At 59.2% G+C, this 26,452-nt stretch carries 21 protein-coding genes and 1 riboswitch; of the genes, 6 read left to right on the forward strand and 15 right to left on the reverse strand.

Annotation, left to right across the window (positions count from 1 at the left end; all coding sequences use genetic code 11):
- Nucleotides 1-2 precede the first annotated feature (2 nt).
- From mraY to mraZ, 7 genes are read right to left on the reverse strand one after another with little or no spacing between them, the layout of a single operon-like run.
- Nucleotides 3-1,085 (reverse strand): phospho-N-acetylmuramoyl-pentapeptide-transferase, encoded by a 1,083-nt coding sequence (gene mraY / locus ACSBQS_RS14640; RefSeq protein ID WP_004932782.1) that lies wholly within the window; start codon nucleotides 1,083-1,085, stop codon nucleotides 3-5.
- The gene (gene murF, locus ACSBQS_RS14645) at nucleotides 1,079-2,440 is read right to left on the reverse strand and encodes a UDP-N-acetylmuramoyl-tripeptide--D-alanyl-D-alanine ligase (protein WP_434990984.1); all 1,362 of its coding nucleotides are present in this window, start codon (nucleotides 2,438-2,440) and stop codon (nucleotides 1,079-1,081) included. Before murF ends, mraY begins: the two co-directional genes overlap by 7 nt.
- Nucleotides 2,437-3,924: a UDP-N-acetylmuramoyl-L-alanyl-D-glutamate--2,6-diaminopimelate ligase gene (murE, locus tag ACSBQS_RS14650; protein WP_033651673.1), complete on the reverse strand. Its 1,488-nt coding sequence runs from the start codon at nucleotides 3,922-3,924 to the stop codon at nucleotides 2,437-2,439. The genes murF and murE overlap by 4 nt, the downstream gene beginning before the upstream one ends.
- Nucleotides 3,911-5,674: a peptidoglycan glycosyltransferase FtsI gene (locus ACSBQS_RS14655; RefSeq protein ID WP_004932790.1), complete on the reverse strand. Its 1,764-nt coding sequence runs from the start codon at nucleotides 5,672-5,674 to the stop codon at nucleotides 3,911-3,913. Before ACSBQS_RS14655 ends, murE begins: the two co-directional genes overlap by 14 nt.
- Before the next feature lie 42 nt (nucleotides 5,675-5,716).
- The gene (gene ftsL, locus ACSBQS_RS14660; protein ID WP_033651674.1) at nucleotides 5,717-6,037 is read right to left on the reverse strand and encodes a cell division protein FtsL; all 321 of its coding nucleotides are present in this window, start codon (nucleotides 6,035-6,037) and stop codon (nucleotides 5,717-5,719) included.
- Nucleotides 6,034-6,975, reverse strand: coding sequence for a 16S rRNA (cytosine(1402)-N(4))-methyltransferase RsmH (gene rsmH / locus ACSBQS_RS14665; RefSeq protein WP_004932794.1), 942 nt, complete (start codon nucleotides 6,973-6,975; stop codon nucleotides 6,034-6,036). The genes ftsL and rsmH overlap by 4 nt, the downstream gene beginning before the upstream one ends.
- Before the next feature lie 2 nt (nucleotides 6,976-6,977).
- A complete protein-coding gene (gene mraZ, locus ACSBQS_RS14670; protein WP_004932796.1) occupies nucleotides 6,978-7,436 on the reverse strand; it encodes a division/cell wall cluster transcriptional repressor MraZ in 459 nt (152 codons plus the stop codon).
- Between the two features lie 863 nt (nucleotides 7,437-8,299).
- Here mraZ and ACSBQS_RS14675 point away from each other — a divergent pair.
- A complete protein-coding gene (locus ACSBQS_RS14675) occupies nucleotides 8,300-8,740 on the forward strand; it encodes an L-alanine exporter AlaE (protein WP_033651675.1) in 441 nt (146 codons plus the stop codon).
- A gap of 34 nt (nucleotides 8,741-8,774) precedes the next feature.
- On the opposite strand, the gene cra is transcribed toward ACSBQS_RS14675, so the two are convergent.
- The 5 genes from cra to leuO all read right to left on the reverse strand — a co-directional run bounded on the left by cra (nucleotide 8,775) and on the right by leuO (nucleotide 15,759).
- Nucleotides 8,775-9,779 (reverse strand): catabolite repressor/activator, encoded by a 1,005-nt coding sequence (gene cra / locus ACSBQS_RS14680; protein WP_004932801.1) that lies wholly within the window; start codon nucleotides 9,777-9,779, stop codon nucleotides 8,775-8,777.
- Nucleotides 9,780-9,997: 218 nt separating this feature from the next.
- Entirely contained in the window at nucleotides 9,998-10,489 is a 492-nt protein-coding gene (gene ilvN / locus ACSBQS_RS14685) for an acetolactate synthase small subunit (RefSeq protein ID WP_004932806.1), read from the reverse strand.
- Between the two features lie 2 nt (nucleotides 10,490-10,491).
- Complete coding sequence (gene ilvI, locus ACSBQS_RS14690) at nucleotides 10,492-12,210, reverse strand: acetolactate synthase 3 large subunit (protein WP_028127857.1); 1,719 nt, start codon at nucleotides 12,208-12,210, stop codon at nucleotides 10,492-10,494.
- 327 nt (nucleotides 12,211-12,537) lie between these two features.
- Complete coding sequence (locus ACSBQS_RS14695) at nucleotides 12,538-14,346, reverse strand: AMP-dependent synthetase/ligase (protein ID WP_197749996.1); 1,809 nt, start codon at nucleotides 14,344-14,346, stop codon at nucleotides 12,538-12,540.
- Between the two features lie 465 nt (nucleotides 14,347-14,811).
- Nucleotides 14,812-15,759: a transcriptional regulator LeuO gene (gene leuO, locus ACSBQS_RS14700; protein ID WP_197749995.1), complete on the reverse strand. Its 948-nt coding sequence runs from the start codon at nucleotides 15,757-15,759 to the stop codon at nucleotides 14,812-14,814.
- Between the two features lie 872 nt (nucleotides 15,760-16,631).
- Between leuO and leuA the strand changes: the two genes are divergently transcribed.
- From leuA to leuD, 4 genes are read left to right on the forward strand one after another with little or no spacing between them, the layout of a single operon-like run.
- Complete coding sequence (gene leuA / locus ACSBQS_RS14705) at nucleotides 16,632-18,206, forward strand: 2-isopropylmalate synthase (protein ID WP_033641848.1); 1,575 nt, start codon at nucleotides 16,632-16,634, stop codon at nucleotides 18,204-18,206.
- A gap of 2 nt (nucleotides 18,207-18,208) precedes the next feature.
- The gene (gene leuB, locus ACSBQS_RS14710; RefSeq protein WP_025159635.1) at nucleotides 18,209-19,300 is read left to right on the forward strand and encodes a 3-isopropylmalate dehydrogenase; all 1,092 of its coding nucleotides are present in this window, start codon (nucleotides 18,209-18,211) and stop codon (nucleotides 19,298-19,300) included.
- A gap of 1 nt (nucleotide 19,301) precedes the next feature.
- A complete protein-coding gene (gene leuC / locus ACSBQS_RS14715) occupies nucleotides 19,302-20,702 on the forward strand; it encodes a 3-isopropylmalate dehydratase large subunit (RefSeq protein ID WP_069101109.1) in 1,401 nt (466 codons plus the stop codon).
- A gap of 9 nt (nucleotides 20,703-20,711) precedes the next feature.
- Nucleotides 20,712-21,314: a 3-isopropylmalate dehydratase small subunit gene (gene leuD, locus ACSBQS_RS14720; RefSeq protein ID WP_025159634.1), complete on the forward strand. Its 603-nt coding sequence runs from the start codon at nucleotides 20,712-20,714 to the stop codon at nucleotides 21,312-21,314.
- A gap of 37 nt (nucleotides 21,315-21,351) precedes the next feature.
- Here the strand turns inward: leuD and ACSBQS_RS14725 are convergent, their stop codons facing one another.
- The 3 genes from ACSBQS_RS14725 to sgrT all read right to left on the reverse strand — a co-directional run bounded on the left by ACSBQS_RS14725 (nucleotide 21,352) and on the right by sgrT (nucleotide 24,495).
- Nucleotides 21,352-22,824 (reverse strand): DASS family sodium-coupled anion symporter, encoded by a 1,473-nt coding sequence (locus tag ACSBQS_RS14725; RefSeq protein WP_197666590.1) that lies wholly within the window; start codon nucleotides 22,822-22,824, stop codon nucleotides 21,352-21,354.
- 144 nt (nucleotides 22,825-22,968) lie between these two features.
- The gene (locus ACSBQS_RS14730) at nucleotides 22,969-24,165 is read right to left on the reverse strand and encodes a sugar efflux transporter (RefSeq protein ID WP_033641845.1); all 1,197 of its coding nucleotides are present in this window, start codon (nucleotides 24,163-24,165) and stop codon (nucleotides 22,969-22,971) included.
- 156 nt (nucleotides 24,166-24,321) lie between these two features.
- A complete protein-coding gene (gene sgrT, locus ACSBQS_RS14735; protein ID WP_071883530.1) occupies nucleotides 24,322-24,495 on the reverse strand; it encodes a glucose uptake inhibitor SgrT in 174 nt (57 codons plus the stop codon).
- A gap of 90 nt (nucleotides 24,496-24,585) precedes the next feature.
- Here sgrT and sgrR point away from each other — a divergent pair, with 90 nt between their 5' ends.
- Complete coding sequence (gene sgrR, locus ACSBQS_RS14740) at nucleotides 24,586-26,247, forward strand: HTH-type transcriptional regulator SgrR (protein ID WP_434990996.1); 1,662 nt, start codon at nucleotides 24,586-24,588, stop codon at nucleotides 26,245-26,247.
- Between the two features lie 37 nt (nucleotides 26,248-26,284).
- Nucleotides 26,285-26,403, forward strand: a riboswitch (TPP riboswitch).
- Nucleotides 26,404-26,452 lie beyond the last annotated feature (49 nt).

Consider the following 26,452-nt stretch of genomic DNA (forward strand, 5'->3'; position numbering starts at 1 on the left):
GATTAACGCACCTTCAGCGTTGCCAGGCCAATCAGCACCAGCATCAGCGAAATGATCCAGAAGCGCACGATCACGCGCGGCTCCGGCCAGCCTTTCAATTCATAGTGGTGGTGAATCGGCGCCATGCGGAAAATGCGTTGTCCGCGCAGCTTGAACGATCCCACCTGCAGGATCACCGACAGCGTCTCTACCACGAACACGCCGCCCATGATCACCAACAAAAACTCCTGGCGCAGCAGCACCGCGATGGTGCCCAGCGCGCCGCCCAGCGCCAGCGAACCGACGTCGCCCATAAACACCTGCGCCGGGTAGGTGTTGAACCACAGGAAGCCGAGGCCGGCGCCGACGATGGCGGTGCAGACGATCACCAACTCACCGGCATGACGCAGATACGGAATATGCAGGTAGTTGGCGAAGTTCATGTTACCGGTCGCCCAGGCTACCAGCGCGAAACCGGCCGCCACGAATACCGTCGGCATAATCGCCAGGCCGTCCAGACCGTCGGTCAGGTTGACCGCGTTGCTGGTGCCGACGATGACGAAATAGGCCAGCAGGATGTACAGCAAGCCCAACTGCGGCATCACGTCCTTAAAGAACGGCACAACCAGCTCGGTGGCTGGCGTGTCTTTTCCTACGGCGTACATGGCGAATGCGACAATCAGCGCAATCACCGACTGCCAGAAATACTTCCAGCGGGCGATCAGCCCTTTGGTATCCTTACGCACCACCTTGCGGTAGTCATCGACGAAACCGACGATGCCGTAACCCACCAGCACAAACAGCACACACCAGACATACGGGTTGGACGGGTAGGCCCACATCAGCACCGAAATGGTGATGGAGGTCAGGATCATGATGCCGCCCATGGTCGGCGTGCCGCGCTTGCTGAAGTGCGACTCGGGGCCGTCGTTACGCACCACCTGGCCGAAGGACATTTCTTGCAGACGCTTGATCACCCGCGGGCCCATCCACAGCGACAGGAACAGCGCGGTCAGCAGGCTGACAATGGCTCGGAACGTCAGATAAGAAAAGACGTTGAAGCCTGAGTAATACTTGACCAAATGCTCGGCCAGCCAAACTAACATGGTGCTTTCTCCTGTAACGCGCGTACTACCTGCTCCATTGCGGCACTACGTGAACCTTTGATTAACACGGTGATGACCGCATGTTCCGACAGTAATTCCGCCACGCGCGCGATCACTGCTGTCTTGTCCTGATAATGTTCGCCGTTGCCGGAAGCCTCGCTCAGCACGCGGCTCAACCCGCCGACGCTGATCACTTTATCGACCCCGGCCTGGCGGGCGGCTTCACCCACCTGACGGTGGCACTCTTCCGCTTCTGCGCCCAGCTCGGCCATATCGCCGACCACCATCACGCGGTAGCCCGGCATCTCCGCCAGCACCTGCGCCGCCGCAATCATCGACCCGACGTTGGCGTTGTAGCTGTCGTCCAGCAGCAGCTTGCCTTCGGCCAGCGCCACCGGGAACAAACGCCCCGGCACCGCCTGCAATTGTTTCAACCCCTGATGCACCGCTTCGAGGGTGGCGCCCACCGACATCGCCAGCGCCGTGGCCGCCAGCGCGTTGGCCACGTTGTGGCGCCCCGGCAGCGGCAGCGCGATCTCGGCGGTGCCGAACGGGCTGTGCAGCGTAAACTGCGTGCCTGCGCCGTTCACCCGCACGTCGTCCGCGAAGAAGTCCACGCCTTCGGCCGCCTGCGGCGAGAAGCGCCAGACGGTTTTGCCGCCCAGCATGCTCTGCCAGTGCGGCCAGTCGTTGTTATCGGCGTTGATGATCGCCACGCCGTCGGCCGGCAGGCCGGTAAAGATTTCACCTTTCGCCTGGGCGACGCCGGCCAGCGAGCCGAAGCCTTCCAGGTGCGCCGCCGCCAGGTTGTTCACCAAAGCGGTCTGCGGACGCGTCAATGCGGTGGTGTAAGCAATTTCGCCAATGTGGTTAGCGCCCAGCTCTATCACGGCAAAATCATGCTGCGGCTCCAGACGCAACAGCGTCAACGGCACGCCGATGTCGTTATTGAAGTTGCCGGCGGTATACAGCACTTCGCCGCATTCACGCAGAATGGCGGCGGTCATTTCTTTCACCGATGTCTTGCCCGAGGAGCCGGTCAGCGCCACCACGCGCGCCGGCACCTGCTGACGCACCCAGGCGCCAAGCTGCCCCAGCGCCAGACGGGTGTCTTTCACCACCAGCTGCGGCACGTCCACCAATAAGCGCTTACTGACCAGCAACGCCCCGGCGCCTGCGGCTACGGCATCCGCCGCAAAGTCGTGAGCGTCGAAACGCTCGCCTTTCAGCGCCACAAACAGGCAACCGGCGGTCACCTTGCGGGTGTCTGTCGTCACCTCGACAATTTGGCAATCGGCGCCGATCGGTTCAGCGCTCAATACCTCAGCCAGTGTCTGAAGAGAGACAGGGATCATGCCAGCACCCCCAGCAGTCGGGCGACCGTCGTGCGGTCGGAGTAATCCAGGCGGCGGTTGCCCACCAGCTGATAATCTTCGTGGCCTTTGCCCGCCACCAACACCACATCCTGCTCCTGCGCCTGCATGATGGCGCTGGTCACCGCTTCGGCGCGGCCGTGGATCACCAGCGCCTGCCCGGCATCCAGCAATCCGGTCAGGATATCGTTGATAATCGCGCGCGGCTCTTCGGTACGCGGGTTGTCATCGGTGATCACCACGCGATCGGCGAACTGCTCGGCGATGCCGCCCATCAGCGGACGCTTGCCCTTGTCGCGATCGCCGCCGCAGCCGAAGACGCACCACAGCTGCCCCTGGCAGTGCAGGCGCGCCGCTTCCAGCGCTTTCTCCAGCGCATCCGGCGTGTGGGCGTAATCCACCACGACCGTCGGTTTGCCCGGCGCGTTAAACACTTCCATGCGGCCGCAGACCGGCTGCAGACGGTTGCCGGTTTCCACCAGCGCCTCCAGCGGGTAGCCCAGCGACAGCAGCGTCGCCAATGCCAACAGCAGATTGCTGACGTTGAACGCGCCCATCAGGCGGCTTTCGATCTCGCCGTCGCCCCAGCTGGAGCTGAACCGAACCGTGGCGCCGTTGTCGTGATAATCGACCGCCGTGGTTTTCAGCCAGCGGCCGTGACAGCCCGGCTGCAGGTTGTCCTGCATCGTCACCGCCACCGCATCCGGCAGCTTGCTCAGCCAGCGCTGGCCGACTTCATCGTCGGCGTTGATGATCGCCTGCCCCACATTGTGGGCGGCGAACAGCGACCATTTGGCCGCTTCGTAATTGGCCATGTCACCGTGGTAATCCAGGTGATCGCGGCTCAGGTTGGTGAAGACCGCGGCAGCGAACGGCAGCGCCGCCACCCGGTGTTGCACCAGACCGTGGGATGAGACTTCCATCGCGGCGAAGGTCGCGCCCTGTTCCGCCAAGTCGTTTAATACGTGTTGAACATCCACCGCAGAACCGGTGGTATTCTCGGTCGGGCAGACCTGGCCCAGCAGACCATTGCCGACGGTGCCCATCACCGCGCTGGTTTCGCCCAGCAGTTGGCTCCACTGCGCCAACAACTGCGTGGTGGTGGTTTTGCCGTTGGTGCCGGTCACGCCGACCAGGCGCAGACGCTCGCCCGGCTGATGGTAAAAACGCCCGGCCAGCGCGGAAAGGCGCTGGTTCAGTTGGCTCAGGTAGATCACCGGCACGCCGTGCATCTCAACGATGGCGCCGTCTTCGGCCTGACCGTCAGCTTCGGCGATCACGGCGGCGACGCCCTGCGCGATGGCCTGCGGAATATAGCGGCGTCCATCCGTTTGATGGCCGACCACGGCGACAAACAGATCCCCGGCAGCCGCCACACGGCTGTCTAATGTCATTTCCCGCAGCGCGCGCCCGGGCGCCGTCGGCACCCACGGGGCGAGTAAGTCGCGCAAATTACGATCTGCCACCTGAACCCTCTTTCTTGTTAATCACTAATTCGCTTTTGTCACCGGTGGGCAACGCGTCAGGCTCGACGTTCATGGTGCGCAATACGCCGCCCATGATGGCGCCGAACACCGGCGCGGAGATTGCGCCACCATAGTATTTCCCACCCTGCGGGTCGTTGATGACGACCACCAGGGCAAAACGGGGGTTACTTGCCGGCGCGACGCCGGCGGTATAAGCGATGTATCGGTTGACGTATTTGCCGTCCGGGCCCACTTTTTTCGCGGTACCGGTTTTGATGGCGATACGGTATCCCTTGATGGCGGCTTTCACGCCGCCGCCGCCCGGCAAGGCCACGCTTTCCATCATGTGCACCACGGTGCGCACCAGAGGTTCAGGGAAAACGCGTTCGCCGGCGACCGGAGGGTCAACCTTGGTGATCGACAATGGGCGATACACGCCCAGACTGCCGATCGTTGCATAGACTCGCGCCAACTGTAACGGAGTTACCATCAGCCCGTAGCCGAAAGAGAAGGTGGCCCTCTCTATGTCAGACCACCGTTGTTTTTTTGGGTATATGCCACTGCTTTCTCCGACCAGCCCCAAATTGGTCGCTTTTCCCAGCCCAAAACGAGAGTAAGTATCTACTAACGCTGAGGACGGCATCGCTAACGCCAGCTTTGAAACACCGACGTTACTCGACTTCTGCAAGATCCCGGTCAATGACAGCTCCGAGTACCGCGCCACGTCTTTGATCTCGTGGCCCTGAATGCGGTACGGGATGGTGTTCAGCACGCTGTTTTCTCTCACCACGCCGTTTTGCAGCGCGGTCATCACCACCATTGGCTTCACGGTTGAACCGGGTTCAAAAATATCGGTGATAGCGCGGTTACGCATGGTTTCTTTCGGCGTACCGGCCATGTTGTTCGGGTTGTAAGACGGGCTGTTGGCCATCGCCAGCACTTCGCCGGTGTTCACGTCGATCAGCACCGCAGTGCCCGATTCGGCCTTGTTGAACGCCACGGCGTTGTTCAGCTCGCGATACACCAGCGCCTGCAGTCGCTCATCGACGCTCAGCACCAGGTTATGCGCCGCCTGGCTATCGACGGAGGAGATGTCTTCGATCACCCGGCCGAAGCGATCCTTGCGCACCGTTCTCTCGCCCGGTTGCCCGGTCAGCCAGCGATCGAAGCTCTTCTCGACGCCTTCGATGCCTTGCCCGTCGATGTTGGTCACGCCGATGATGTGCGACGTCACCTGCCCCGCCGGGTAGTAACGGCGCGACTCCTGCCGCAGGTAGATCCCCGGCAGCTTGAGTTTGTGGATGTAGTCGCCGATCGCCGGGTTAACCTGGCGCGCCAGGTAAACGAAGCGCCCTTTCGGGTTGGCGTTGATGCGGTTGGAAAGCTGGTCCAGCGGGATGTTTAGCGCATCGGAAAGCGCTTTCCAACGGCTGTCCAGCGTGATGCCGCCGCGTTCGTTCAGCTCTTTCGGATCGGCCCACACCGCATTCACCGGCACGCTGACCGCCAACGGACGGCCGGCGCGATCGCTGATCATGCCGCGCGCGGTCGGCACTTCCTGCACGCGCAGCGAACGCATGTCGCCTTCTTTCACCAGACGATCGGGGTTGATGACCTGCAGGTACGCGACGCGCAGCATCAGGCCAACCATCGCCAGCAAAATGCAGCCGCACAGCAACGCAAAACGCCAGCTGACAAAGCTGGCCTGATCTTCCTGGCGTCTCAACTTACCGGGGCGCGCTGCTTTCATGCGTTTCCTTTCTACTCCGTGTCATTATTCCGGTTAAACCATTCATTGTTTAACGATGATATTTTCCTGCGATGGATCAACGTGTTGCATCTGCAGTTTTTCTGTCGCGATACGTTCAACCCGGCTGTGATCGCCGAGGGCGTTCTCTTCTAAAATCAGGTTGCGCCACTCGATATCCAGCGCATCGCGCTCCAGAACCAGCTGCTCGCGTTCGGCGGTCAGCAGGCGGGTGCGGTGCGCGGTGGTCACCACGAAAATCGCGGAGACCAGTGACGCAATCAGTAAAATCATGGGGATCTTGGCGTTGCGCAGCAGATCGCCGCCAATCACCCCGACCAGGCCGTGACGTTCGTTGCCAATCACGCGGGCATCCTCTCAGCAATGCGCAGCACCGAGCTGCGCGCACGCGGGTTGTCCGCCACTTCCGCTTCCGACGGCATCATTTTGCCCAGCGCTTTCAGCGTTCGCCCGCCCATGCCGCGCAGTTGCTCCTCGGTCAACGGAATGCCCGCCGGCACCTGGGCGCCGCGGCTGTGGTGTCGCATAAAGCGTTTGACGATGCGGTCTTCCAGCGAATGGAAGCTGATGATCGACAAACGGCCCTGCGGGGCCAGCACTTCCAGCGCGCCGTCGAGCGCACGCTCGATCTCTTCCAGCTCGCTGTTGATATAAATGCGGATCGCCTGGAAGCTGCGCGTCGCCGGATGCTTGTGCTTTTCACGGAACGGGCTGGCATCGGCGATCAGATCCGCCAGCTCTTTGGTGCGCGTCATCGGCTCCACGCGGTTTCTTTCGACGATGGCGCGCGCGATGCGCTTGGCGAAACGCTCTTCGCCGAAGGTTTTCAGCACCCAGGCGATGTCGTCCGCTTCGGCCTTCATCAGCCACTCTGCGGCAGACAGGCCGGTGGACGGATCCATGCGCATGTCCAGCGGACCGTCGCGCATAAAGGAGAACCCGCGCTCCGCGTCGTCAAGCTGCGGCGAGGAAACGCCCAGATCGAGCAGAACGCCGTCGATCTTGCCCACCAGCTCGCGCTCCCGCACATAGTGCGACAACTCGGAAAATGGGCCGTGTACGATGGTAAAACGAGGATCTTCAATAGATTTGGCGGCTGCAATCGCCTGAGGGTCACGGTCAATTGCCAGCAAGCGCCCTTCCGGCCCCAGTTGGGACAGAATCAGACGAGAATGGCCACCGCGACCAAAAGTACCGTCGATATATATGCCGTTGCTGCGGATATTGAGGCCGTTGACGGCTTCGTCCAGCAGGACGGTGGTGTGTTTATAGTTTTCCAACATGCTTATAGCGACAAGTCCTGTAGCCGCTCAGACAACGGTTCCTGAGTCGACTGTTCAGCGTCAATATCATCCTTGACTTGTTGATACCAGGTCTGTTCATCCCACAGTTCAAACTTGTTGAACTGACCGACCAGCATCACTTCTTTCGTGAGCCCGGCGTGTTGCCGCAGCGTACTGGCTAACAGCAAACGACCGGCACTATCCATCTGACACTCACTGGCATGTCCCAACAGCAGGCGCTGAACGCGGCGCTCGGCGGGATTCATGCTCGACAGACGTGATAATTTTTGTTCAATAATTTCCCATTCGGGCAAAGGATAAAGCAGCAGGCAGGGCTGATGGAGGTCAATGGTACAGACCATTTGGCCTTGCGATTCCTCGTTGAGCAATTCCCGATATCGGGTAGGTACGGCGAGCCGCCCTTTGCTGTCGAGGTTGACCATCGTCGCTCCACGGAACATTCCTGAGCTACCCCTTAGTGACCGTTTTCACCACTTTACCCCACAAATTCCCACACAATGGAGTTTACGGAGGGTATGAAAACCTTGTCAAGCCAGAGCGCCAGCGCTTTGGCAATATTTCTCTGGTCATTTTGGGAGCTGACTCGCGAAAGAAACTCTGATTATTCGACGATTAAAAATTAACACCATGATAAACGGAGAGAATTTTCTAAGCGGAAAGAATCTGATTAAAAACCTGACGAACTGGCGATTAATTAACTCATTACTTCCTTCTGCAAGCCATGTCTCATTTTTCAGCTCGGCAATCTCAGGGCTGTAACCGCTGCCGCCCCGCGCGCGCCAAGGCTCGGCGCCTGAAGAGTCGACCGCAGAATAAGGCCATAACTCCTTGAGTTAATAACGCTCAATCGTTATTCACCGTGAAATTGCGCGCTATTTTACTTCAATTTGCACCGCCATGATGAGAGCACGGCGAAAATAAATGGCTCGGATATTACGAGCAGAAGTAATTTCGATTTAAATCAATTTGGTAAGATTATTCCCAAAACACCTGTTTACAATTATGGTTTCATTTTCTTACACCTTTATTTCCACAATTTTTGCCGGAAAAATCCCCCCGCGGACACAAAAAATCGCAACAGCATGTTTTTAATAGGTTTATTTAAAAACACCGATTTTAATCTCTCCATCCCTTCCTGCGCCCCGGCCCTGCGGGACAAAAACCGAACAAATGTTAAAAATAAAAATATAAACCTAGTTAAAAAACACAAAACAGATCAGTAAACTATATAAAAAGCAAAAAACCAGAGTTAACAACCACAAATTATAAAATTAACAGCACATTAACACAAAAGGAGAGATGCATGCTTTCGCCCGCCGCACACTGGCGCAGCGCCGCTGCCGATACGTTTGCACTGGTGGTGTACTGTTTTATCGCCGGTATGGCGATTGAAGTGTTGATCTCCGGCATGAGCTTCCAGCAATCCCTCTCTTCACGCCTGTTGTCGATCCCGGTCAACATTCTGATCGCCTGGCCTTATGGCCGCTATCGCGATCTGTTTATCCGCACGGCGCGTCGTTGCCCGCACGGCCAGTTCCTACTGCGCAATCTCGCCGATCTGCTGGCCTATGTCAGCTTCCAGTCGCCGGTTTATGCTGCAATTTTATGGAGCGTGGGCGCCGACGGCCAACAAATGCTGGCGGCGGTAACCAGCAATGCGCTGGTCTCCATGGCGATGGGCGTGGTGTATGGTTACTTCCTGGAATACTGCCGGCGGCTGTTTCGGGTGGCAGGTTACGTCTAAAGGAGCCCACCAACGCGGGCCCCTGTCAGGCAAACTACTTGCGGCTCAGGCTGCCGCGGCGGAACAGATTGCGGCGAATGCGCGTCAGCCCCGGCTTGGGTTTACGCGGTTCGTCCAGGCTGGCCAGCACCAGTTCCAGCACGCGCTCGGCCACGTCGCGATGGCGCTGCGCTACCGCCAATACCGGGCACTCAAGGAAATCCAACAGTTCATGATCGCCGAAGGTGGCGATCGCCAGATCGGTCGGCAAGCGGCCGCGTTGCTTCAGCGTCACGTCCATCACGCCCTGCAATAAAGAGAACGACGTGGTAAACAGCGCCTGCGGCATCGGGTGCGTTTTCAACCATTCGGCAAACAGCGCGCCGGCGGCTTCGCGTTCGTAGCTGTTGGCGTACAGGTAATCGACGTGGCGGGGATCCTCTTGCCAGGCCTGGCGGAAGCCCTGCTCACGCAGGAAGCTGACCGAAAGCTCCGGCAAGGCGCCCAGGTACAGCACCGACTCCGCCGGGAAGGTGCGCAGCTCCTGCGCCAACGCAAAAGCGTCTTCCTGATCGGCGCCCACAACGCTGATGAAATGCTCGCGATCCAGCGCGCGGTCCAGCGCGATGATCGGCAGCGGATCGTTGGCCCAGCGTTGATAGAAAGGATGCTCCGGCGGCAAGGCGGTGGAGACGATGATGGCGTCCACCTGACGCTGCAGCAGGTGCTCAATGCAGCGCATTTCGTTGTCCGGCTGATCTTCGGAACAGGCGATCAGCAATTGGTAACCCCGCTGGCGCGCCTGGCGCTCCAGGTAGTTGGCGATGCGGGTATAGCTGGTATTTTCCAGATCCGGGATCACCAGGCCGATAGAACGGGTGCGCCCGGCGCGCAGCCCCGCCGCGACGGCATTCGGGTGATAGTTATGCTCCCTGACCACGGCCATCACTTTCTCGACGGTTTTATCGCTGACACGATACTGCTTCGCCTTGCCGTTGATGACATAACTGGCCGTCGTGCGCGAAACGCCCGCGAGACGCGCGATTTCATCCAGTTTCACATTAACCCCTTAATGACGCTGAAAATAGAAGTGAAGGCTGTGCTCGGATTAACCATGGCATCCCGTGCGGTTATTCAATCCAGCCTCTGCGATCTAACAGCAGAAAACACTACCTAGCAACCGCTTTTGCCGAAAGGTGCCGGCAATCGGGCAAAAAAGTCCGAAAAACAAAGGGCGCAGCCACGCCGCGCCCCCGATTATTCGCCGCCAGACCGCGCTCAGCGCATGATTTTGTCGCCGCGCGACACGCCGACCACGCCGGAACGCGCCACTTCCACAATCTCCGCCACTTCACGCACCGCGCTCAGGAAGGCGTCCAGTTTGTCGCTGGTGCCGGCCAGCTGCACTGTATACAGCGTCGCCGTCACATCGACGATCTGGCCGCGGAAAATATCGGCGCAGCGTTTCACCTCTTCACGGCCGTAGCCGCTGGCCTGCAGCTTCACCAGCATGATCTCGCGTTCAACGTGAGCGCCCTGCACCAGCTCGCTGACGCGCAACACGTCCACCAGCTTGTGCAACTGCTTCTCAATCTGCTCCAGCACTTTCTCATCGCCGACGGTCTGGATAGTCATGCGCGACAGCGTCGGATCGTCGGTCGGCGCCACCGTCAGGCTCTCGATGTTGTAACCGCGCTGGGAGAACAACCCCACCACGCGCGACAGGGCGCCGGATTCGTTTTCCAGCAAGACAGATAAAATACGGCGCATGATCAGGTCCTCTCCGTTTTGCTAAGCCACATTTCGTCCATGCTTCCGCCGCGGATCTGCATCGGGTAGACATGTTCGGTTTCATCGACGGTCACGTCGACGAACACCAGCCGCTCTTTTTCCGCCAGCGCCTGCGCCAGCTTGCTTTCCAGCTCATCCGGCGTGCGGATGGCGATGCCGACATGGCCGTAAGCCTCGGCCAGCTTGACGAAGTCCGGCAGTGAATCCATGTAAGACTGCGAATGACGGCCGGAATAAATCATGTCCTGCCACTGCTTGACCATGCCCAGATAGCGGTTGTTGAGGTTCACCACCACCACCGGCAGGTTATATTGCAGCGCGGTGGACAGCTCCTGAATATTCATCTGAATGCTGCCGTCGCCGGTCACGCACACCACGGTTTCCTCCGGCAGCGCCAGCTTGACGCCCAATGCCGCCGGCAGGCCGAAGCCCATGGTGCCGAGGCCGCCGGAGTTGATCCAACGGCGCGGTTTGTCGAACGGATAATAGAGCGCGGCGAACATCTGGTGTTGGCCCACGTCCGAGGTCACATAGGCGTCGCCTTTGGTCAGGCGATGCAGGGTTTCAATCACCGCCTGCGGCTTGATGGTGCCGCTGTTTTTGTCGTAGCCCAGGCAGTCGCGGGCGCGCCACTGCTCGATAGACTGCCACCAATCGCGCAGCGCATCGTGATCCTGCGCTTTCTCGTCCTGCGCCAGCAGCTCCAGCATCTGCACCAACACCTGCTTGGCATCGCCGACGATCGGGATATCGGCGTCCACCGTTTTGGAGATCGAGGTCGGATCGATATCGATGTGCAGCACGGTGGCATCCGGACAGTATTTGGCCAGATTGTTGGTCGTACGATCGTCGAAACGCACGCCGACGGCGAAGATCACGTCGGCATGGTGCATGGTTTTATTGGCTTCATAGGTGCCGTGCATGCCGAGCATGCCAACGCTCTGGCGGTGGGTACCGGGGAAGGCCCCCAACCCCATCAGGCTGCTGGTCACCGGCAGGTTCAACTGCTCCGCCAACGCCAACAGTTCGGCTTCGCAGCCGGCGTTGATCGCGCCGCCGCCGACGTACATCACCGGCTTTTTGGCCGCCAGAATGGTTTGCAGCGCGCGTTTGATTTGCCCGCGGTGGCCCTGCACCGTCGGGTTGTAAGAACGCATGCTCACGTCCTGCGGATAGGCATAAGGCATCCGCACCGCCGGGCCGACGATGTCTTTCGGCAGATCGATCACCACCGGGCCGGGGCGGCCGCTGGAGGCCAGGTAAAAGGCCTTCTTCAACACCGCCGGGATGTCTTCGGTGCGTTTCACCAGGAAGCTGTGTTTCACCACCGGCCGAGAAATCCCCACCATATCGCACTCCTGGAAGGCGTCGTAGCCGATCAGCGAGCTGGGCACCTGCCCCGACAGGACGACCATCGGGATCGAGTCCATATAAGCGGTAGCGATACCGGTAATGGCGTTGGTGGCGCCGGGGCCGGAGGTCACCAGCACCACGCCCACTTCGCCGGTGGCGCGCGCGTAACCGTCGGCCATGTGCACCGCACCTTGCTCGTGGCGCACCAGAATATGATCGATCCCTCCGACCGTATGCAGGGCGTCGTAGATATCGAGCACCGCCCCGCCGGGGTAGCCGAATACATGTTTAACGCCCTGATCGATCAACGATCGGACGACCATCTCGGCTCCTGACAACATCTCCATGGGTTTGCCTCCAGGCTTGCTTATTCTTCTCTGGTTCTTCTCTGGCGCCGGAACGTAGCGCCTGCTGCGGGGCAATGCCCCTAAATTTTTATGGGTTGTCGCTATCGAATTAACATAACGTCAGAATATGGGGCAGGCAAACGGCAAAATGGCTTAACGACGGCGGAGTTATTGCCAAGCGGCTGGAGATCGCGACTTTATAAAAACAATGCGCTAGCCCCAGGGGCGTCAGGCTAGGCATTGTTTCGAACAGAGGGGAAATTACAGAACTAAATCAGGCGAAGAATATGCCGTTTTTTTCGCCGAACGCGCGGTCCGGCGGCGGCCTCAGCCCTGTTCCTGATACATGGAGTCGATTTCACGCTGATAGCGCTGCAGGATCACTTTGCGGCGCAGCTTCAGCGTTGGCGTCAGCTCCCCCAGCTCCATGGAAAAGGCCGCCGGCAGCAGCGTGAACTTCTTCACCTGCTCGAAGCGCGCCAGCTCCTTTTGCATCTCGCGCAGACGCTTTTCGAACATCTCGAGGATTTCACCGTTGCGCAGCAGCTCCAGGCGATCCTGATACTTCAGGTTGACTGACTTCGCGTACTCTTCCAGCGACTCAAAGCACGGCACGATCAGCGCGGAAACGAACTTGCGCGCATCGGCGATGATCGCCACCTGCTCGATAAAGCGGTCCTGCGCCAGCGTGCCTTCCAGCATCTGCGGCGCGATGTATTTGCCGCCGGAGGTTTTCATCAAATCCTTAAGGCGCTCGGTGATGAACAGATTGCCCTCTTCATCGATCGCCCCGGCATCGCCGGTTTTCAGCCAGCCGTCTGCGGTAAAGGTCGCGGCGGTTTCCAACGGTTTGTTGAAATAGCCGCGCATCACGATCGGCCCGCGCACCTGGATTTCATTTTCTTCACCGATGCGCACCTCGACCTCCGGCAGCGGTTTGCCGATAGAGCCGAAGCGGAAATGCCCTTCTTCCCAGCAGGACACGGTCGCACAGGTTTCGGTCATGCCATAGCCGTACTTGATATTGACGCCCATCGCCTGGAAAAACAGGATCACATTGTCATCCAGCTTGGCGCCCGCCGCCGGCAGGAAGCGCACCCGGCCGCCGAGGATGCCGCGCAGCTTGCTCAATACCAGCTTGTCGGCCCAGCGATGAGAGAGTTCGAACAGTTTACCCAACGGTTTGCCGGCCCGCTCCTGAAGGAACTTGCGCTCCCCGCAGACGATCGCCCAGTGGAACAGCGCGCGGCGCAGCCAAGGCGCGCGCGCCACTTTTTCATGCACCGCGCTGAAAATCTTCTCGTAGAAACGCGGTACCGCGCACATCAGCGTCGGGCGAACCTGCCCCATCGCTTCCCGCACCCAGTCGGTGTTCGGCAGGAAGACGTTCTGCGCGCCGGAATGCATGACAAAGAAGCTCCAGGCACGCTCGAACACATGCGACAGCGGCAGGAAACTGAGCGACACATCCTCTTCGCCGACCGTCAGTCTCTCATCATGCAGGTAGAGCTGCGCCGCCAGGTTGCGGTAATCCAGCATCACCCCTTTGGGCTCGCCGGTGGTGCCCGAGGTATAGATCAGGGTGAAGAGGTCCTGCAGGTCGCACTCTTCAATGCGCTGCCGACGTTGAGCGATAAAAGCCGTCGGATCGGCGGCATGCTCGAAGACGCTCAGGTGTCGCGCGATCTCGCAGCCGCGCAGGTCGGCATCTTGGTCAAACACGATAATATGGCGCAGCTGTGGGCAAACGCCGCGCAGCGCGATGGCCGCGTCCAACTGCGCCTGTTCGCCGACGAACAGTATGCGAATGTCGGCGTCGTTGATGACGAAGGCCGCCTGCGCCGGCGTATTGGTGGAATAGAGCGGCACGCTGACGCCGCGCAGGTGGAGAATCGCGAGATCGGCCAGCGACCAGGCCATGCCGTTATTGGCGAAAATGCCGATGCGCTCTTGCACTTCGGCCCCCAGGGCCAACAGCCCGGCGGCAATGCGATCGATGCGAACGGCGGCCTCTTCCCAGGTCAGTTGAAACTCGCCGTTGGGCGACCATTGGCGAAAAGCTGTGCGATCGGCTCGGTGGGTGATTTGATGCTGTATACGATGGATCAAATGGTATTGCAGCAGATTAGTGATCATAGTGCTCTAAGCCTGAAATGAATCATACAGTTAAGCCTGAACGACGCCTTACGGCCCTCATCTCAGCTTACACGTGTTTACTTTTTTCCGCGCAGTCTACCTACTCTCAGGCAGGGGGAAAAGCGATTTCAGCGTAGAAGTGTGAGCCAAAACTCAGGCCGGCTTTCGCGCTTTCATGGGTTGGACAGAACGGGAAGGAAAAGGTTTGCTGGCGGCAATAAAACGCGGCCCATCCGGGCCGCCGCATCGAGTTAGTTAAAAATACCAGTCGTAAAGTAAAAATCAGAATATTAATTTATATTAATTATTTTTGGTAAACGAACCAACTCACCCTGAAAATAAGTTATTTAATCGCCGCAAAACCAAGAAACATCTTAATAAAAACCCAGATAGTTCTTAGTTTTTATCATGAGAAAAAAACGCTCAGTTGAATATTATCTTTATATATCCCCATTTTTTATCGCTTTACTTTGGGTTACCCGCCTCAATCAGGACGGACTTCATCCACTGGTGCCCTTTATCCCGTTCGGAGGATTCATGCCAGGAAAGATAGCAGGTCGCTTTATTGTGATTGGCGCACAAAGGAACCGCCTTTATTTTCAACGCCTCCGTCTGTTGCCGCACCAACCAGGCGGGCGCAATCGCCACCATTTCCGTTTGCGACACCATATTCAACACGCTGTAGAGGTCCGTGCACTGTTGTGTCACGGCGCGCAGCATCGGCTCCTCTAAATAGAAAGGTTTACTGAACGATCCAAAACTTTCCAGGGAAACCGCCGCATGCTGTTCGGCCAACATGTGTTCCGGCGTCACCTCCTCCCCTATTCGCGGGTGCACCTGCGCAACCGCCAGCACTAATTCGTCGTCGAACATCGCCAGGCTGCGAAACTCTGCCGACTCGAAACGACTGTAGCCGATGACAAATTCGACGTCCTGATAACGTAATTGATGTTCAATATTATTGTTAATGTATGACTTTATTTGCAGGTTAAGCTGCGGCGCTATCTGTTTGACGTGATTGATTATCCCGGCGCCCAGACGCAAATCGAGCGGGCTGCACAGGGACAGGGAGAACGCTCGCGTGCTGGTCAGCGGCTCAAACTCAGATCCCGGCAACTCATTTTGCACCAGCTGCAGCGCTTGCCGCACCGGCCCGAACAGCTGCCTGGCCCGCATGGTGGGCTGGATCCCGCGCCCGCAGCGCACGAACAGCTCGTCGTTGAACATCACCTTCAGACGCGCTACCGCGTTGCTCACCGCCGGCTGCGACATCCCTAACGAATTAGCAGCTCGCGTAATATTTTGCATTTGCATCACGGCGTCAAACACCGTCAGCAAATTAAGATCGACGCTGCGCAAATGGATGTCCGCCGGCTCTTTGACCATGGCGATTTCTGAATCATATTCAGCCATATTTCACTCCACTAAATCCTGTGTAGATAATCTAATCCTTATGCTCGACAAACAATGAAACGCCGCATTGTCTTATCTTTGCACGACAAATCCTGCCATTACCGTCATCAGCCGATAAAAAACCTCGTGTTATCGACACGATTTAAGTCGTATATGGAATGCATATCAGTCACTTCTACCGTCAGCAGGAAGAATGCCACCTGGGTGGTACTAATAATTAGGTATTAACAATGATTAATACAATTAAACAACGTAACCCCACTGTATGAGACAAACTATAAAAACACATCATAAGCAATCAAACCATCTAAAAACATCAATCGCTTTGTGTAAAATCGCATTATTTTGTTATATTATGACTAAAACAATCAATTAATCATATGAATTCAATTTAAATCATTCGCATTAAAAATGTTATTTTGTTTCCTCCCGTGATTAATCCTCCTTATTTTTTCATCACAAATCTTAACCCAACAAAATCCAGAAGCAATTAGCGCAGTATATATTCGATTCGTTTATGCTAAGCAGCGCGCAAACCGCTCCCATTTTTTCTCTATAGCGCCGCATTTTTACCGAATGATCCTCTGTTTGGATGCATAGCCGGTGCATTGTCCCCGCATTCAATCAGGTGTTGACATCGCCAGGCCAATCACGTATCAAATTAGGCAGACACCCAATTTAAGAGAAGCTGAACCATTATGATCCGTACTCACCGTCTACTAGGCCTACTACTCAACGCATCTTGTTTGCGCGGTATGCCTGTGGACGAAGTTCGGAGCTGACTCAGCCGATCACCCATAAGAAACCCGCGCTACTGCGCGGGTTTTTTTTTGCCCGCTTAGCGTGAAATCAACACGATAAGGAATGCACCGATGAGCCAACAAGTCATTATTTTCGATACCACGCTGCGTGATGGCGAACAGGCATTGCAGGCCAGCCTGAGCGTAAAAGAGAAGATTCAGATTGCGCTGGCGCTGGAAAGAATGGGCGTTGACGTGATGGAAGTCGGCTTCCCGGTCTCTTCGCCGGGCGATTTCGAATCGGTGCAAACCATCGCTCGCCAGATCAAGAACAGTCGCGTCTGCGGCCTGGCCCGCTGCGTGGACAAAGACATCGACGTGGCCGCCGAAGCGTTGCGCGTCGCTGAAGCGTTCCGTATCCACGTGTTCCTGGCCACCTCCACCCTGCACATCGAATCGAAGCTGAAGCGCTCGTTCGACGAAGTGTTGGAGATGGCAGTACGCTCGGTCAAACGCGCCCGCAACTATACCGACGACGTGGAATTCTCCTGCGAAGACGCCGGCCGCACGCCGATCGACAATCTGTGCCGCGTGGTCGAAGCCGCCATCAACGCCGGCGCCACCACCATCAATATTCCGGACACCGTCGGCTACACCACGCCAAACCAGTTCGGCGGCATCATCACCACCTTGTATGACCGCGTGCCGAACATCGACAAAGCCATCATCTCCGTACACTGCCACGACGATTTGGGCATGGCAGTCGGCAACTCCATTGCCGCGGTCCAGGCCGGCGCCCGTCAGGTGGAAGGCACCCTGAACGGCATCGGTGAGCGCGCCGGCAACTGTTCGCTGGAAGAGGTGATCATGGCGATTAAGGTGCGCCAGGACATCATGAACGTGCACACCAACATCAATCATCAGGAAATCTTCCGCACCAGCCAGATCGTCAGCCAGCTGTGCAACATGCCGATCCCGGCCAACAAGGCGATCGTCGGCGCCAACGCCTTCGCCCACTCCTCCGGCATTCACCAGGACGGCGTGCTGAAGAACCGCGAAAACTACGAAATCATGACCCCGCAGTCGATCGGCCTGAAAGACGTGCAGTTGAACCTGACTTCCCGCTCCGGCCGCGCGGCGGTGAAACACCGCATGGAAGAGATGGGCTACCAGGAGCAGGACTACAACCTGGATACCCTGTACGCCGCCTTCCTGAAGCTGGCCGACAAAAAAGGCCAGGTGTTCGACTATGACCTGGAGGCGCTGGCCTTCATCAACAAACAACAGGAAGAACCGGAACACTTCAGCCTGGGTTACTTCAGCGTGCAGTCCGGCAGCAGCATCATGGCCACCGCCTCGGTGAAACTGATCTGCGGCGGCGAAGAGAAAGCCGAAGCCGCCACCGGCAACGGCCCGGTCGATGCGGTCTATCAGGCGATCAATCGCATCACCGATTACCCGATCGAACTGGTGAAGTACCAGTTGACCGCCAAAGGCCATGGGCGCGATGCGCTGGGCCAGGTGGATATCGTCGTCTCTTATAACGGCCGTCGTTTCCATGGCGTGGGTCTGGCGACCGACATCGTCGAATCCTCCGCCAAGGCGATGGTGCACGTGTTGAACAATATTTGGCGCTCACAGCAGGTAGAAAAAGAAAAACAGCGTCTGCAGCAAAACAAACATCAAAATAATCAGGAAACGGTGTGAACATGACGAAGACTTATCACATTGCCGTCTTGCCCGGAGACGGTATCGGCCCGGAAGTAATGGCTCAGGCGCGCAAAGTGTTGGACGCGGTGCGTCAACGCTTTGACATTCGCATCACCACCGCCGAGTACGACGTCGGCGGCATCGCCATCGATCGCCACGGCAGCCCGTTGCCGGCGGCGACCGTCGCCGGCTGCGAGCAGGCCGACGCCATCCTGTTCGGTTCGGTGGGCGGCCCGAAATGGGAACACCTGCCGCCGGCCGAGCAGCCGGAACGCGGCGCGCTGTTGCCACTGCGCAAGCACTTCAAACTGTTCAGCAACCTGCGCCCGGCCCGCCTGTATCAAGGGTTGGAGGCGTTCTGCCCGCTGCGCGCCGATATCGCCGCCCGCGGCTTCGACATTCTGTGCGTGCGCGAACTGACCGGCGGCATCTATTTCGGCCAGCCGAAGGGCCGCGAAGGCCAGGGCATGCAGGAGCGCGCCTTCGACACCGAGGTGTATCACCGTTTCGAGATTGAACGCATCGCGCGCATCGCCTTCGAATCCGCCCGCAAGCGCCGCCACAAGGTGACGTCGATCGACAAGGCCAACGTGCTGCAAAGCTCCATCTTGTGGCGTGAAGTGGTCAATCAGGTCGCCAAGGATTACCCGGACGTGTCGCTGTCGCACATGTATATCGACAACGCCACCATGCAGCTGATCAAGGATCCGTCCCAGTTCGACGTGCTGCTGTGTTCCAACCTGTTCGGCGACATCCTGTCCGACGAGTGCGCGATGATTACCGGCTCGATGGGCATGCTGCCGTCCGCCAGCCTGAACGAGCAAGGCTTCGGCCTGTACGAACCTGCGGGCGGTTCCGCGCCGGATATCGCCGGCAAAGGCATCGCCAACCCGATTGCGCAGATCCTGTCCGCCACCCTGCTGCTGCGTTACAGCCTGGGCGCCGATGAAGCGGCCGACGCCGTAGAGCGCGCCATCAACCAGGCGTTGGAACAGGGCTACCGCACCGCCGATCTGGCCGGTGACGGCAAAGCCGTCAGCACCGATGAAATGGGCGACATCATCGCTCGCTTTGTAGCTCAGGGGGCATAACATGGCCAAGACCTTATACCAGAAATTGTACGACGCCCACGTGGTGCACGAAGCGCCGAACGAGACGCCGTTGCTGTATATCGACCGTCACCTGGTGCACGAAGTCACGTCGCCGCAGGCGTTCGACGGCCTGCGCGCCATGGGCCGGAAGGTGCGCCAGCCCGGCAAAACCTTCGCCACCATGGATCACAACGTGTCGACCCAGACCAAAGACATCAACGCCAGCGGCGAGATGGCGCGCATCCAGATGCAGGAGCTGATCAAGAACTGCGCGGAATTCGGCGTTTCGCTGTATGACCTGAACCACCCGTTCCAGGGCATCGTGCACGTGATCGGGCCGGAGCAAGGCATGACGCTGCCGGGCATGACCATCGTCTGCGGCGATTCACACACCGCGACCCACGGCGCCTTCGGCTCGCTGGCGTTCGGCATCGGCACCTCCGAAGTGGAGCACGTGCTGGCGACCCAGACCCTGAAGCAGGGCCGGGCCAAAACCATGAAGATTGAGGTCACCGGCGATGCCGCCGAGGGCATTACCGCCAAAGACATCGTGCTGGCGGTGATCGGCAAAACCGGCAGCGCCGGCGGCACCGGCCACGTGGTGGAGTTCTGCGGCAAGGCGATCGAGGCATTGAGCATGGAAGGCCGCATGACCCTGTGCAACATGGCGATCGAAATGGGCGCCAAAGCCGGGTTGGTCGCGCCGGACGACACTACCTTCGCCTACCTGAAGGGGCGTCAGTTCGCGCCGACCGGTGAAAACTGGGAGCAGGCGGTCGCTTACTGGCGCACGCTGAAGTCCGACGCTGACGCCCAGTTCGATACCGTGGTGACGCTGCGCGCCGAAGAGATCGCGCCGCAGGTCACCTGGGGCACCAACCCTGGCCAGGTGATCGCCGTCAATCAGGCGATCCCGGCGCCGGAATCGTTTAACGATCCGGTTGAGCGCGCCTCCGCCGAGAAAGCGCTGGCCTACATGGATTTGAAGCCGGGCATCAAATTGACCGACGTGCCGATCGACAAAGTGTTCATCGGTTCCTGCACCAACTCGCGCATCGAAGATCTGCGCGCGGCGGCGGCGATCGCCAAGGGGCGCAAGGTCGCCAATGGCGTGCAGGCCATCGTGGTGCCGGGCTCCGGCCCGGTGAAGGCCCAGGCGGAAGCCGAAGGGTTGGACAAAATCTTTATTGAAGCCGGTTTCGAATGGCGCTTGCCGGGTTGCTCGATGTGCCTGGCGATGAACAACGACCGTCTGAATCCGGGCGAGCGCTGCGCGTCCACCAGCAACCGTAACTTCGAAGGGCGCCAGGGCCGCGGTGGGCGCACCCACCTGGTCAGCCCGGCAATGGCCGCCGCGGCCGCCGTCGCCGGTCACTTCGCTGACATCCGTGATATTCACTAAGGGGCTAACGTGGCTAAATTTACTCAACATACCGGCTTAGTGGTGCCTTTGGATGCAGCCAACGTCGACACCGACGCCATTATTCCCAAGCAGTTTTTACAGAAGGTGACCCGTACCGGTTTCGGCCAGCACCTGTTCAACGACTGGCGCTTCCTCGACGATGCCGGCCAGCAACCCAACCCGGAGTTCGTGCTGAACAAACCGCGCTATAAAGGCGCCAGCATCCTGTTGGCGCGGGAGAACTTCGGCTGCGGCTCCTCGCGCGAACACGCCCCTTGGGCGCTGACCGACTACGGTTTCAAAGTGGTGATCGCGCCGAGCTTCGCCGATATCTTCTACGGCAACTCGTTTAACAACCAGCTGTTGCCGGTCACGCTGAGCGAGCAGCAGGTGGATGAGCTGTTCAAACTGGTTGACGCCAATGAAGGTACGGAGTTCGTGGTGGATCTGGAGAACCAGACGGTCAACGCCGGTGGCAAAAGCTATCCGTTCGAAATAGACAGCTTCCGCCGCCACTGCATGATCAACGGGCTGGACAGCATCGGCCTGACGCTGCAGCACGAAGCGGACATCTCCCGCTACGAAGCGCAGCAACCGGCGTTTCTGAATTAATCCCCTTCACCCGCCGCCCGGCGGGTGAATTTTTTCCTCACCAGTACCCCAGCAGCTTCCACCATGCGCCGCCGATCACTATCCAGATCAGCAAGTTAACCACGCTCATCACCCATCCCGCTTTCCACCACTCCCCCAACGTCACATAGCCGGAGCCAAAGATGATCGGCGCGGTGCCGGTCCCGTAATGCGTCAGCGACATCATCAGCGAAGAAGAGAACGCCAGGATCAGGCCCAGCAGCGCCGGCGGCGCGCCGAGCGCGATGCCGGCAGCGAAGAAGGCGGCGAACATCGCCGTTACATGCGCGGTGGTGCTGGCGAAGAAATAGTGAGAATACAGATAAATGATGGTCAGCAAGATCGTGCCGCCCACCCAACTCATGCCCATATGGTCGATGCCGTTGCCGACGGTCTGCGACAGCCAGCCGATCAGCCCCAGCTTGCCGAGGAAACTGGCCATCATCACCAGCGCCGAGAACCACACGACGGTATCCCAGGCCCCTTTATGCTTCAGCACATCCTCCCAGCTCAACACCCCGGTAGCCAGCAGCACCGCCAGGCCGATCAGCGCCGCGGTGGTAGGATTGACCGCCAGCGCCGGGCCGAAAATCATCGCCGGAATGCCGGCCCACAGCACCAACAGCAGCGCGAACACCCCGAGAGTAATTTTCTCCGGCAGCGTCACCGGCCCCAGCGACTGCAGCTTTTCGCAGGCGAAACGCGGCGCGTCCGGGGTGCTTTTCACCTCCGGCGGGTACAGCAGATAAATGACCAGCGGCATCACGATCAGCGAACACAGCCCCGGCACCAGGGCAGCGATCGCCCACATCGACCAGGACAGTTCGAAGCTGCCGTGGGTGCCTTTGGCGATCAGGCTGACAATCAGCGGGTTAGGCGCCGTGGCGGTGATAAACATCGCCGAGGTGACCGGGTTAATGTTGTAGTTCACCAGCGACAGATAGCGGCCGATCTTGCCGGAGGTATTGAGCTCGGGTTTGGAACCAAAGCTGTCGGCGATCGATTTCATGATCGGGTGAATGATGCCGCCGCCGCGCGCAGTGTTGCTCGGCGTCACCGGCGCCAGGGTGGTTTCCGCCAACGTCAATGCGTAGGCGATGCCGAGCGTTTTTTTACCGAACAGCGAGATAAAGTAGTAGCCGATGCGCGCGCCCAGCCCGGTTTTGTTCAGGCTGAGGGAGATCATGATAGAAAAGCCGATCAGCCAGATCAGCTGGTTGGAAAAACCGCTGAGCGCGTCGTCCAGCGCAGCGCCCGGCTTGCCGGGGTTGGTGACGCCGGTCACCGCCACCAGGGCGATGGCGATCACCGAGACCGCGCCGATCGGCATCGCCTTGCCGATGATGGCGATGATGGTGCCGATAAACAGCGCCAGCAGCTGCCAGGCGTTGGGCGCAACGCCCTCCGGCACGGGAATGAGGAACCAGATGATCAGCGTGGCGGCAAGGGCGCACAGGGAAGGAAGCGGTTTGAGCGGTGTGAGTTTATCCATAACGTTCCCACTGTTCTAAACAACAAGGCGGCATCTCAATAGCGAGACGGGCGTGGACGCAACGATCGCGCTCCATATGCCTTCAGCTTGGGCGTCCGCTTCAGCCTTCTCAATGACTTGCATCAAGAATGCCGTCGTTTGACCTCACACTTCACGCACTTTGGCGCTCATCCAGAGCGCCGCCAGCGCCAGCAGCGCCGCCATCCAATACACCGAGCCATGACCGAGGTTCTCCACCAGCGCGCCCTGCAGCACCCCGGCCAGGATCACCCCGGTCGAGATGCTGTTGGTGAACAGCGTGGTGGCGGCGCCCGGTCGGCCCGGCATCAAATCTTGAAAATAGAGCATGCCGATACCGGCGACGATGCCGATAAACACCGCGTTGAGCAGCTGCAACGCGATCAGGGTCGGCTTGGTCGCCAGCACCGTCAGCCCGAGGTAAAACAGCACGCCCGCCGCCACCGCCAGCAGCATCATGTTGCGCTTGCCGAAACGTTTGACGTAGTAACCGGCCAGCAGCATCGCCGGGATCTCCAGCCCGGCAGCGGTGCCCATCAGCACCCCGGCCAGCCCCTCAGGCAGGCCGAGATCGGCGGTAATATACAGCGGCATGTCGATGATATACATGGTGTTGCAGGTCCACATCAGCATCGAGGCGATAAACAGCAGACGCACGTCGCGATTGCGCCAGGCGCTGGCGGGCGCAATCGGCGCGGAAGCACCGTCCCGCAGCCCGTCGCCGTCCGCCGCGCGCGGCACCGAAGGCAGCATGAACCCGACCAGCAGCACGCAGATAGCGAAGGTGGCGGCGGCGATCAGGAACATCACGGTAAAGCCGTAATTCAGCGCCAGCGCAAACGACAGCGGCGGGCCGATCACCCACGCCAGCGAAAGCTGGGCGCGCATCACCGAACTGAACATCACCACTTCACGCGCCTCGCTGTCGGCGTATTCCCGCGCCAGCGCGAAGATCTGCGGCATGGCGGTGTTGGCAACGGCGGACATTAACACCCCGGCGGTGATCAGCGTCAGGTAGTCGCGGTTGAAAGCGAACAGCAGGCAGTTGCCGACCGCCATCAGGCAGCACAGCAGGATCAGCCTGCGCCGATCGCCGCGGGTGTCGGAACGTTTGGCCAGCAGGAAGCTGACGACGATGCCGGCCACCGCGTTGGCGGTGTAAAACAACCCGACCCACAGCGGCCGCACCTTAACTTCGGTGGTCAGAAACAGGCTCAGCGTCGGCGTCAGCAACGCGCCGGCGATGCCGGAGAGAAAAGCGATCAGCAGGAAGGCGGCAAAGATGGGGTTGATGCGCAGTGATAACCGTCTCAGGCGTTCCATATCCTCTTCCCTGATCCCAAAGCAGAAGCAAAAACCTTAGGTCACGGCGAGGAAAATGCAAGTCTATCGCCCTAACCGCAAATAAAAAAACCAGTGGGGCGACCCACTGGCTGGTGAAACAGCACCATTACTCAGAAACTTTTATGCCGCAGCGCCTTACAGGTGCTCGCGATACTGCTTGTCGCTCATCTCTTTGATATCCCATTGCGTCAGGTGCGCCAATATTGCCAGCCGCGCCTGCTCGGGCACCACGCTCAGCCAGTCGGCGTGCTGCCGACGCACCGCGCTGAAATAGCGCTGATAGAACGATTTGGATAAGAAAGCTTTCATGATTACGCCCTCCCCTTTCATTGATGAAAATTATCGGCGTAATATAGGGAAAGAAAAATTGACGAGTTGAGACAGGAGTGTTCCTCTTTTATGTCCACGTCCAGATTGCAGCAGCAGTTCATCCGTCTGTGGCAACGCTGCCACGGTGAAACCACCGACACCACGCTGCAGGCGCTGGCGGAGGCGCTGAGCTGCTCGCGGCGCCACGTGCGCTCCCTGTTGAGCGCCATGCAGCGGGAGGGCTGGCTCACCTGGCAGGCGGAGTCGGGACGCGGCAAGCGTTCGCGGCTAACCTTTCATTACACCGGCCTGGCGCTGCAGCAACAGCGGGCCGAGGAGCTGCTGGAGCAGGATCGCATCGATCAGTTGGTGCAGCTGGTGGGCGACAAAAACGTGGTGCGCCAAATGCTGCTGTCGCAGCTGGGGCGCAGCTTCCGTCAGGGGAAACATATCCTGCGGGTGCTCTACTATCGGCAGTTGTACAACCTGCTGCCCGGCTCGGCGCTGCGGCGTTCCGAGACCCATTTGGCGCGTCAGATCTTCAACGGCCTGACGCGCATAAATGAGGAAAACGGGGAACTCGAATCCGATCTGTCCCACCATTGGCAGGCGCTGACGCCGCTGCACTGGCGGTTTTACCTGCGCCCGGCGATCCATTTTCATCATGGCCGCGAGCTGGAGATGGCGGACGTCATCAGCTCGCTTTCGCGTCTGACCTCACAACCGCTGTTCTCGCATATCGAAAGCGTCACCTCGCCGACGCCGTTCGTTGTCGACGTGCATCTGCACAGCCCCGACCACTGGCTGCCCTGGCTGCTGGGCAGCGTGCACGCCATGATCCTGCCGCGCGAATGGCGCGATCTGCCGGACTTCACCCGCCATCCGATCGGCACCGGCCCCTACCGCGTGGTGCGCAACCTTCCCAGCCAGATGAAGATCCACGCCTTCGACGACTATTTCGGCTACCGGGCGCTGATCGATGAGGTCAACATCTGGGTGCTGCCGGAGTTCTCCGAAGAACTGGTGCACTCCGGCGTACAGCTGCAGGGCGATGAAACCGGCAACAGCGAGCTGGAAAGCCGGCTGGAAGAAGGCTGCTACTTCCTGCTGTTCGATCAGCGCTCTCCCTTGGCGGCCGATCCCGCCATGCGCAGCTGGCTGTGCGAATTGATCAACCCCATTTCGCTGCTGAGCCAAGCCGGGCCGCTCTACCAGCGCTATTGGTCGCCGGCGTACGGCCTGCTGCCGCGCTGGCACCACAACCGCGCGCTGGCGCAGCAGCCCAAACCGGCGGGGCTGACCGAACTGACGCTGACTCACTTCAATGAGCATTCGGAGTTCCACGCCATCCGCCAGGCGATGGAGCCGCTGCTGGCGCAGCACGGCATCCGCCTGATCGTGCAAAGCGTGGATTACGCGACCTGGCACCAGGGCGACGCGCGCAGCGATCTGTGGCTCGGCAGCGCCAACTTCTATCTGCCGCTGGAGTTTTCGCTGTTCGCCACGCTGTACGAGCTGCCGCTGATGCAGCATTGCATGAGCGAGGACCTGGCGCAGGATGCGGCGCTGTGGCGCGCCAACCGTCTGCCGCTGGCGGAGTTCTGCCAGCGCCTGGTCAGCAATCACCAACTGCATCCGCTGTTCCACCACTGGCTGCAGCTGCACGGCCAGCGCAGCATGCGCGGCGTGCGAATGAACACCCTCGGCTGGTTCGACTTCAAGTCAGCCTGGTTTGCCCCGCCGGAGGCATAAGCGCCTTTCGCCCAAGTCGGTTAATCTTTACAATAGCGCCGTCTCAACGGGGTGCGGAGAGCCGGGCCGCGTGATAAGCCCGATTTTCCGCTGAGAGCACACCCGTCGAACCTGATCCGGTCAATACCGGCGGAGGGATTTGAGCCCAGCGAACCGGCGACGCCGCCTCGCCCCCTCAGATGCCCTTGCCCCCTTATTTTTCAGG

Source organism: Serratia sp. H402Y (genome assembly GCF_051172415.1).
GTDB lineage: Bacteria > Pseudomonadota > Gammaproteobacteria > Enterobacterales > Enterobacteriaceae > Serratia > Serratia ureilytica.

Excerpts from the sequence above, each read along its gene's own strand:
- ACSBQS_RS14695 (WP_197749996.1), bottom strand. The coding sequence starts at position 14,346 with ATGATCACTAATCTGCTGCAATACCATTTGATCCATCGTATACAGCAT.
- ACSBQS_RS14730 (WP_033641845.1), bottom strand. The coding sequence starts at position 24,165 with ATGGAACGCCTGAGACGGTTATCACTGCGCATCAACCCCATCTTTGCC.
- ACSBQS_RS14675 (WP_033651675.1), top strand. The coding sequence starts at position 8,300 with ATGCTTTCGCCCGCCGCACACTGGCGCAGCGCCGCTGCCGATACGTTT.
- leuB (WP_025159635.1), top strand. The coding sequence starts at position 18,209 with ATGACGAAGACTTATCACATTGCCGTCTTGCCCGGAGACGGTATCGGC.
- mraY (WP_004932782.1), bottom strand. The coding sequence starts at position 1,085 with ATGTTAGTTTGGCTGGCCGAGCATTTGGTCAAGTATTACTCAGGCTTC.
- ilvN (WP_004932806.1), bottom strand. The coding sequence starts at position 10,489 with ATGCGCCGTATTTTATCTGTCTTGCTGGAAAACGAATCCGGCGCCCTG.
- leuC (WP_069101109.1), top strand. The coding sequence starts at position 19,302 with ATGGCCAAGACCTTATACCAGAAATTGTACGACGCCCACGTGGTGCAC.
- ACSBQS_RS14655 (WP_004932790.1), bottom strand. The coding sequence starts at position 5,674 with ATGAAAGCAGCGCGCCCCGGTAAGTTGAGACGCCAGGAAGATCAGGCC.
- murF (WP_434990984.1), bottom strand. The coding sequence starts at position 2,440 with ATGATCCCTGTCTCTCTTCAGACACTGGCTGAGGTATTGAGCGCTGAA.
- mraZ (WP_004932796.1), bottom strand. The coding sequence starts at position 7,436 with ATGTTCCGTGGAGCGACGATGGTCAACCTCGACAGCAAAGGGCGGCTC.
- ilvI (WP_028127857.1), bottom strand. The coding sequence starts at position 12,210 with ATGGAGATGTTGTCAGGAGCCGAGATGGTCGTCCGATCGTTGATCGAT.
- leuA (WP_033641848.1), top strand. The coding sequence starts at position 16,632 with ATGAGCCAACAAGTCATTATTTTCGATACCACGCTGCGTGATGGCGAA.
- leuO (WP_197749995.1), bottom strand. The coding sequence starts at position 15,759 with ATGGCTGAATATGATTCAGAAATCGCCATGGTCAAAGAGCCGGCGGAC.
- rsmH (WP_004932794.1), bottom strand. The coding sequence starts at position 6,975 with ATGTTGGAAAACTATAAACACACCACCGTCCTGCTGGACGAAGCCGTC.
- sgrR (WP_434990996.1), top strand. The coding sequence starts at position 24,586 with ATGTCCACGTCCAGATTGCAGCAGCAGTTCATCCGTCTGTGGCAACGC.
- ACSBQS_RS14725 (WP_197666590.1), bottom strand. The coding sequence starts at position 22,824 with ATGGATAAACTCACACCGCTCAAACCGCTTCCTTCCCTGTGCGCCCTT.
- sgrT (WP_071883530.1), bottom strand. The coding sequence starts at position 24,495 with ATGAAAGCTTTCTTATCCAAATCGTTCTATCAGCGCTATTTCAGCGCG.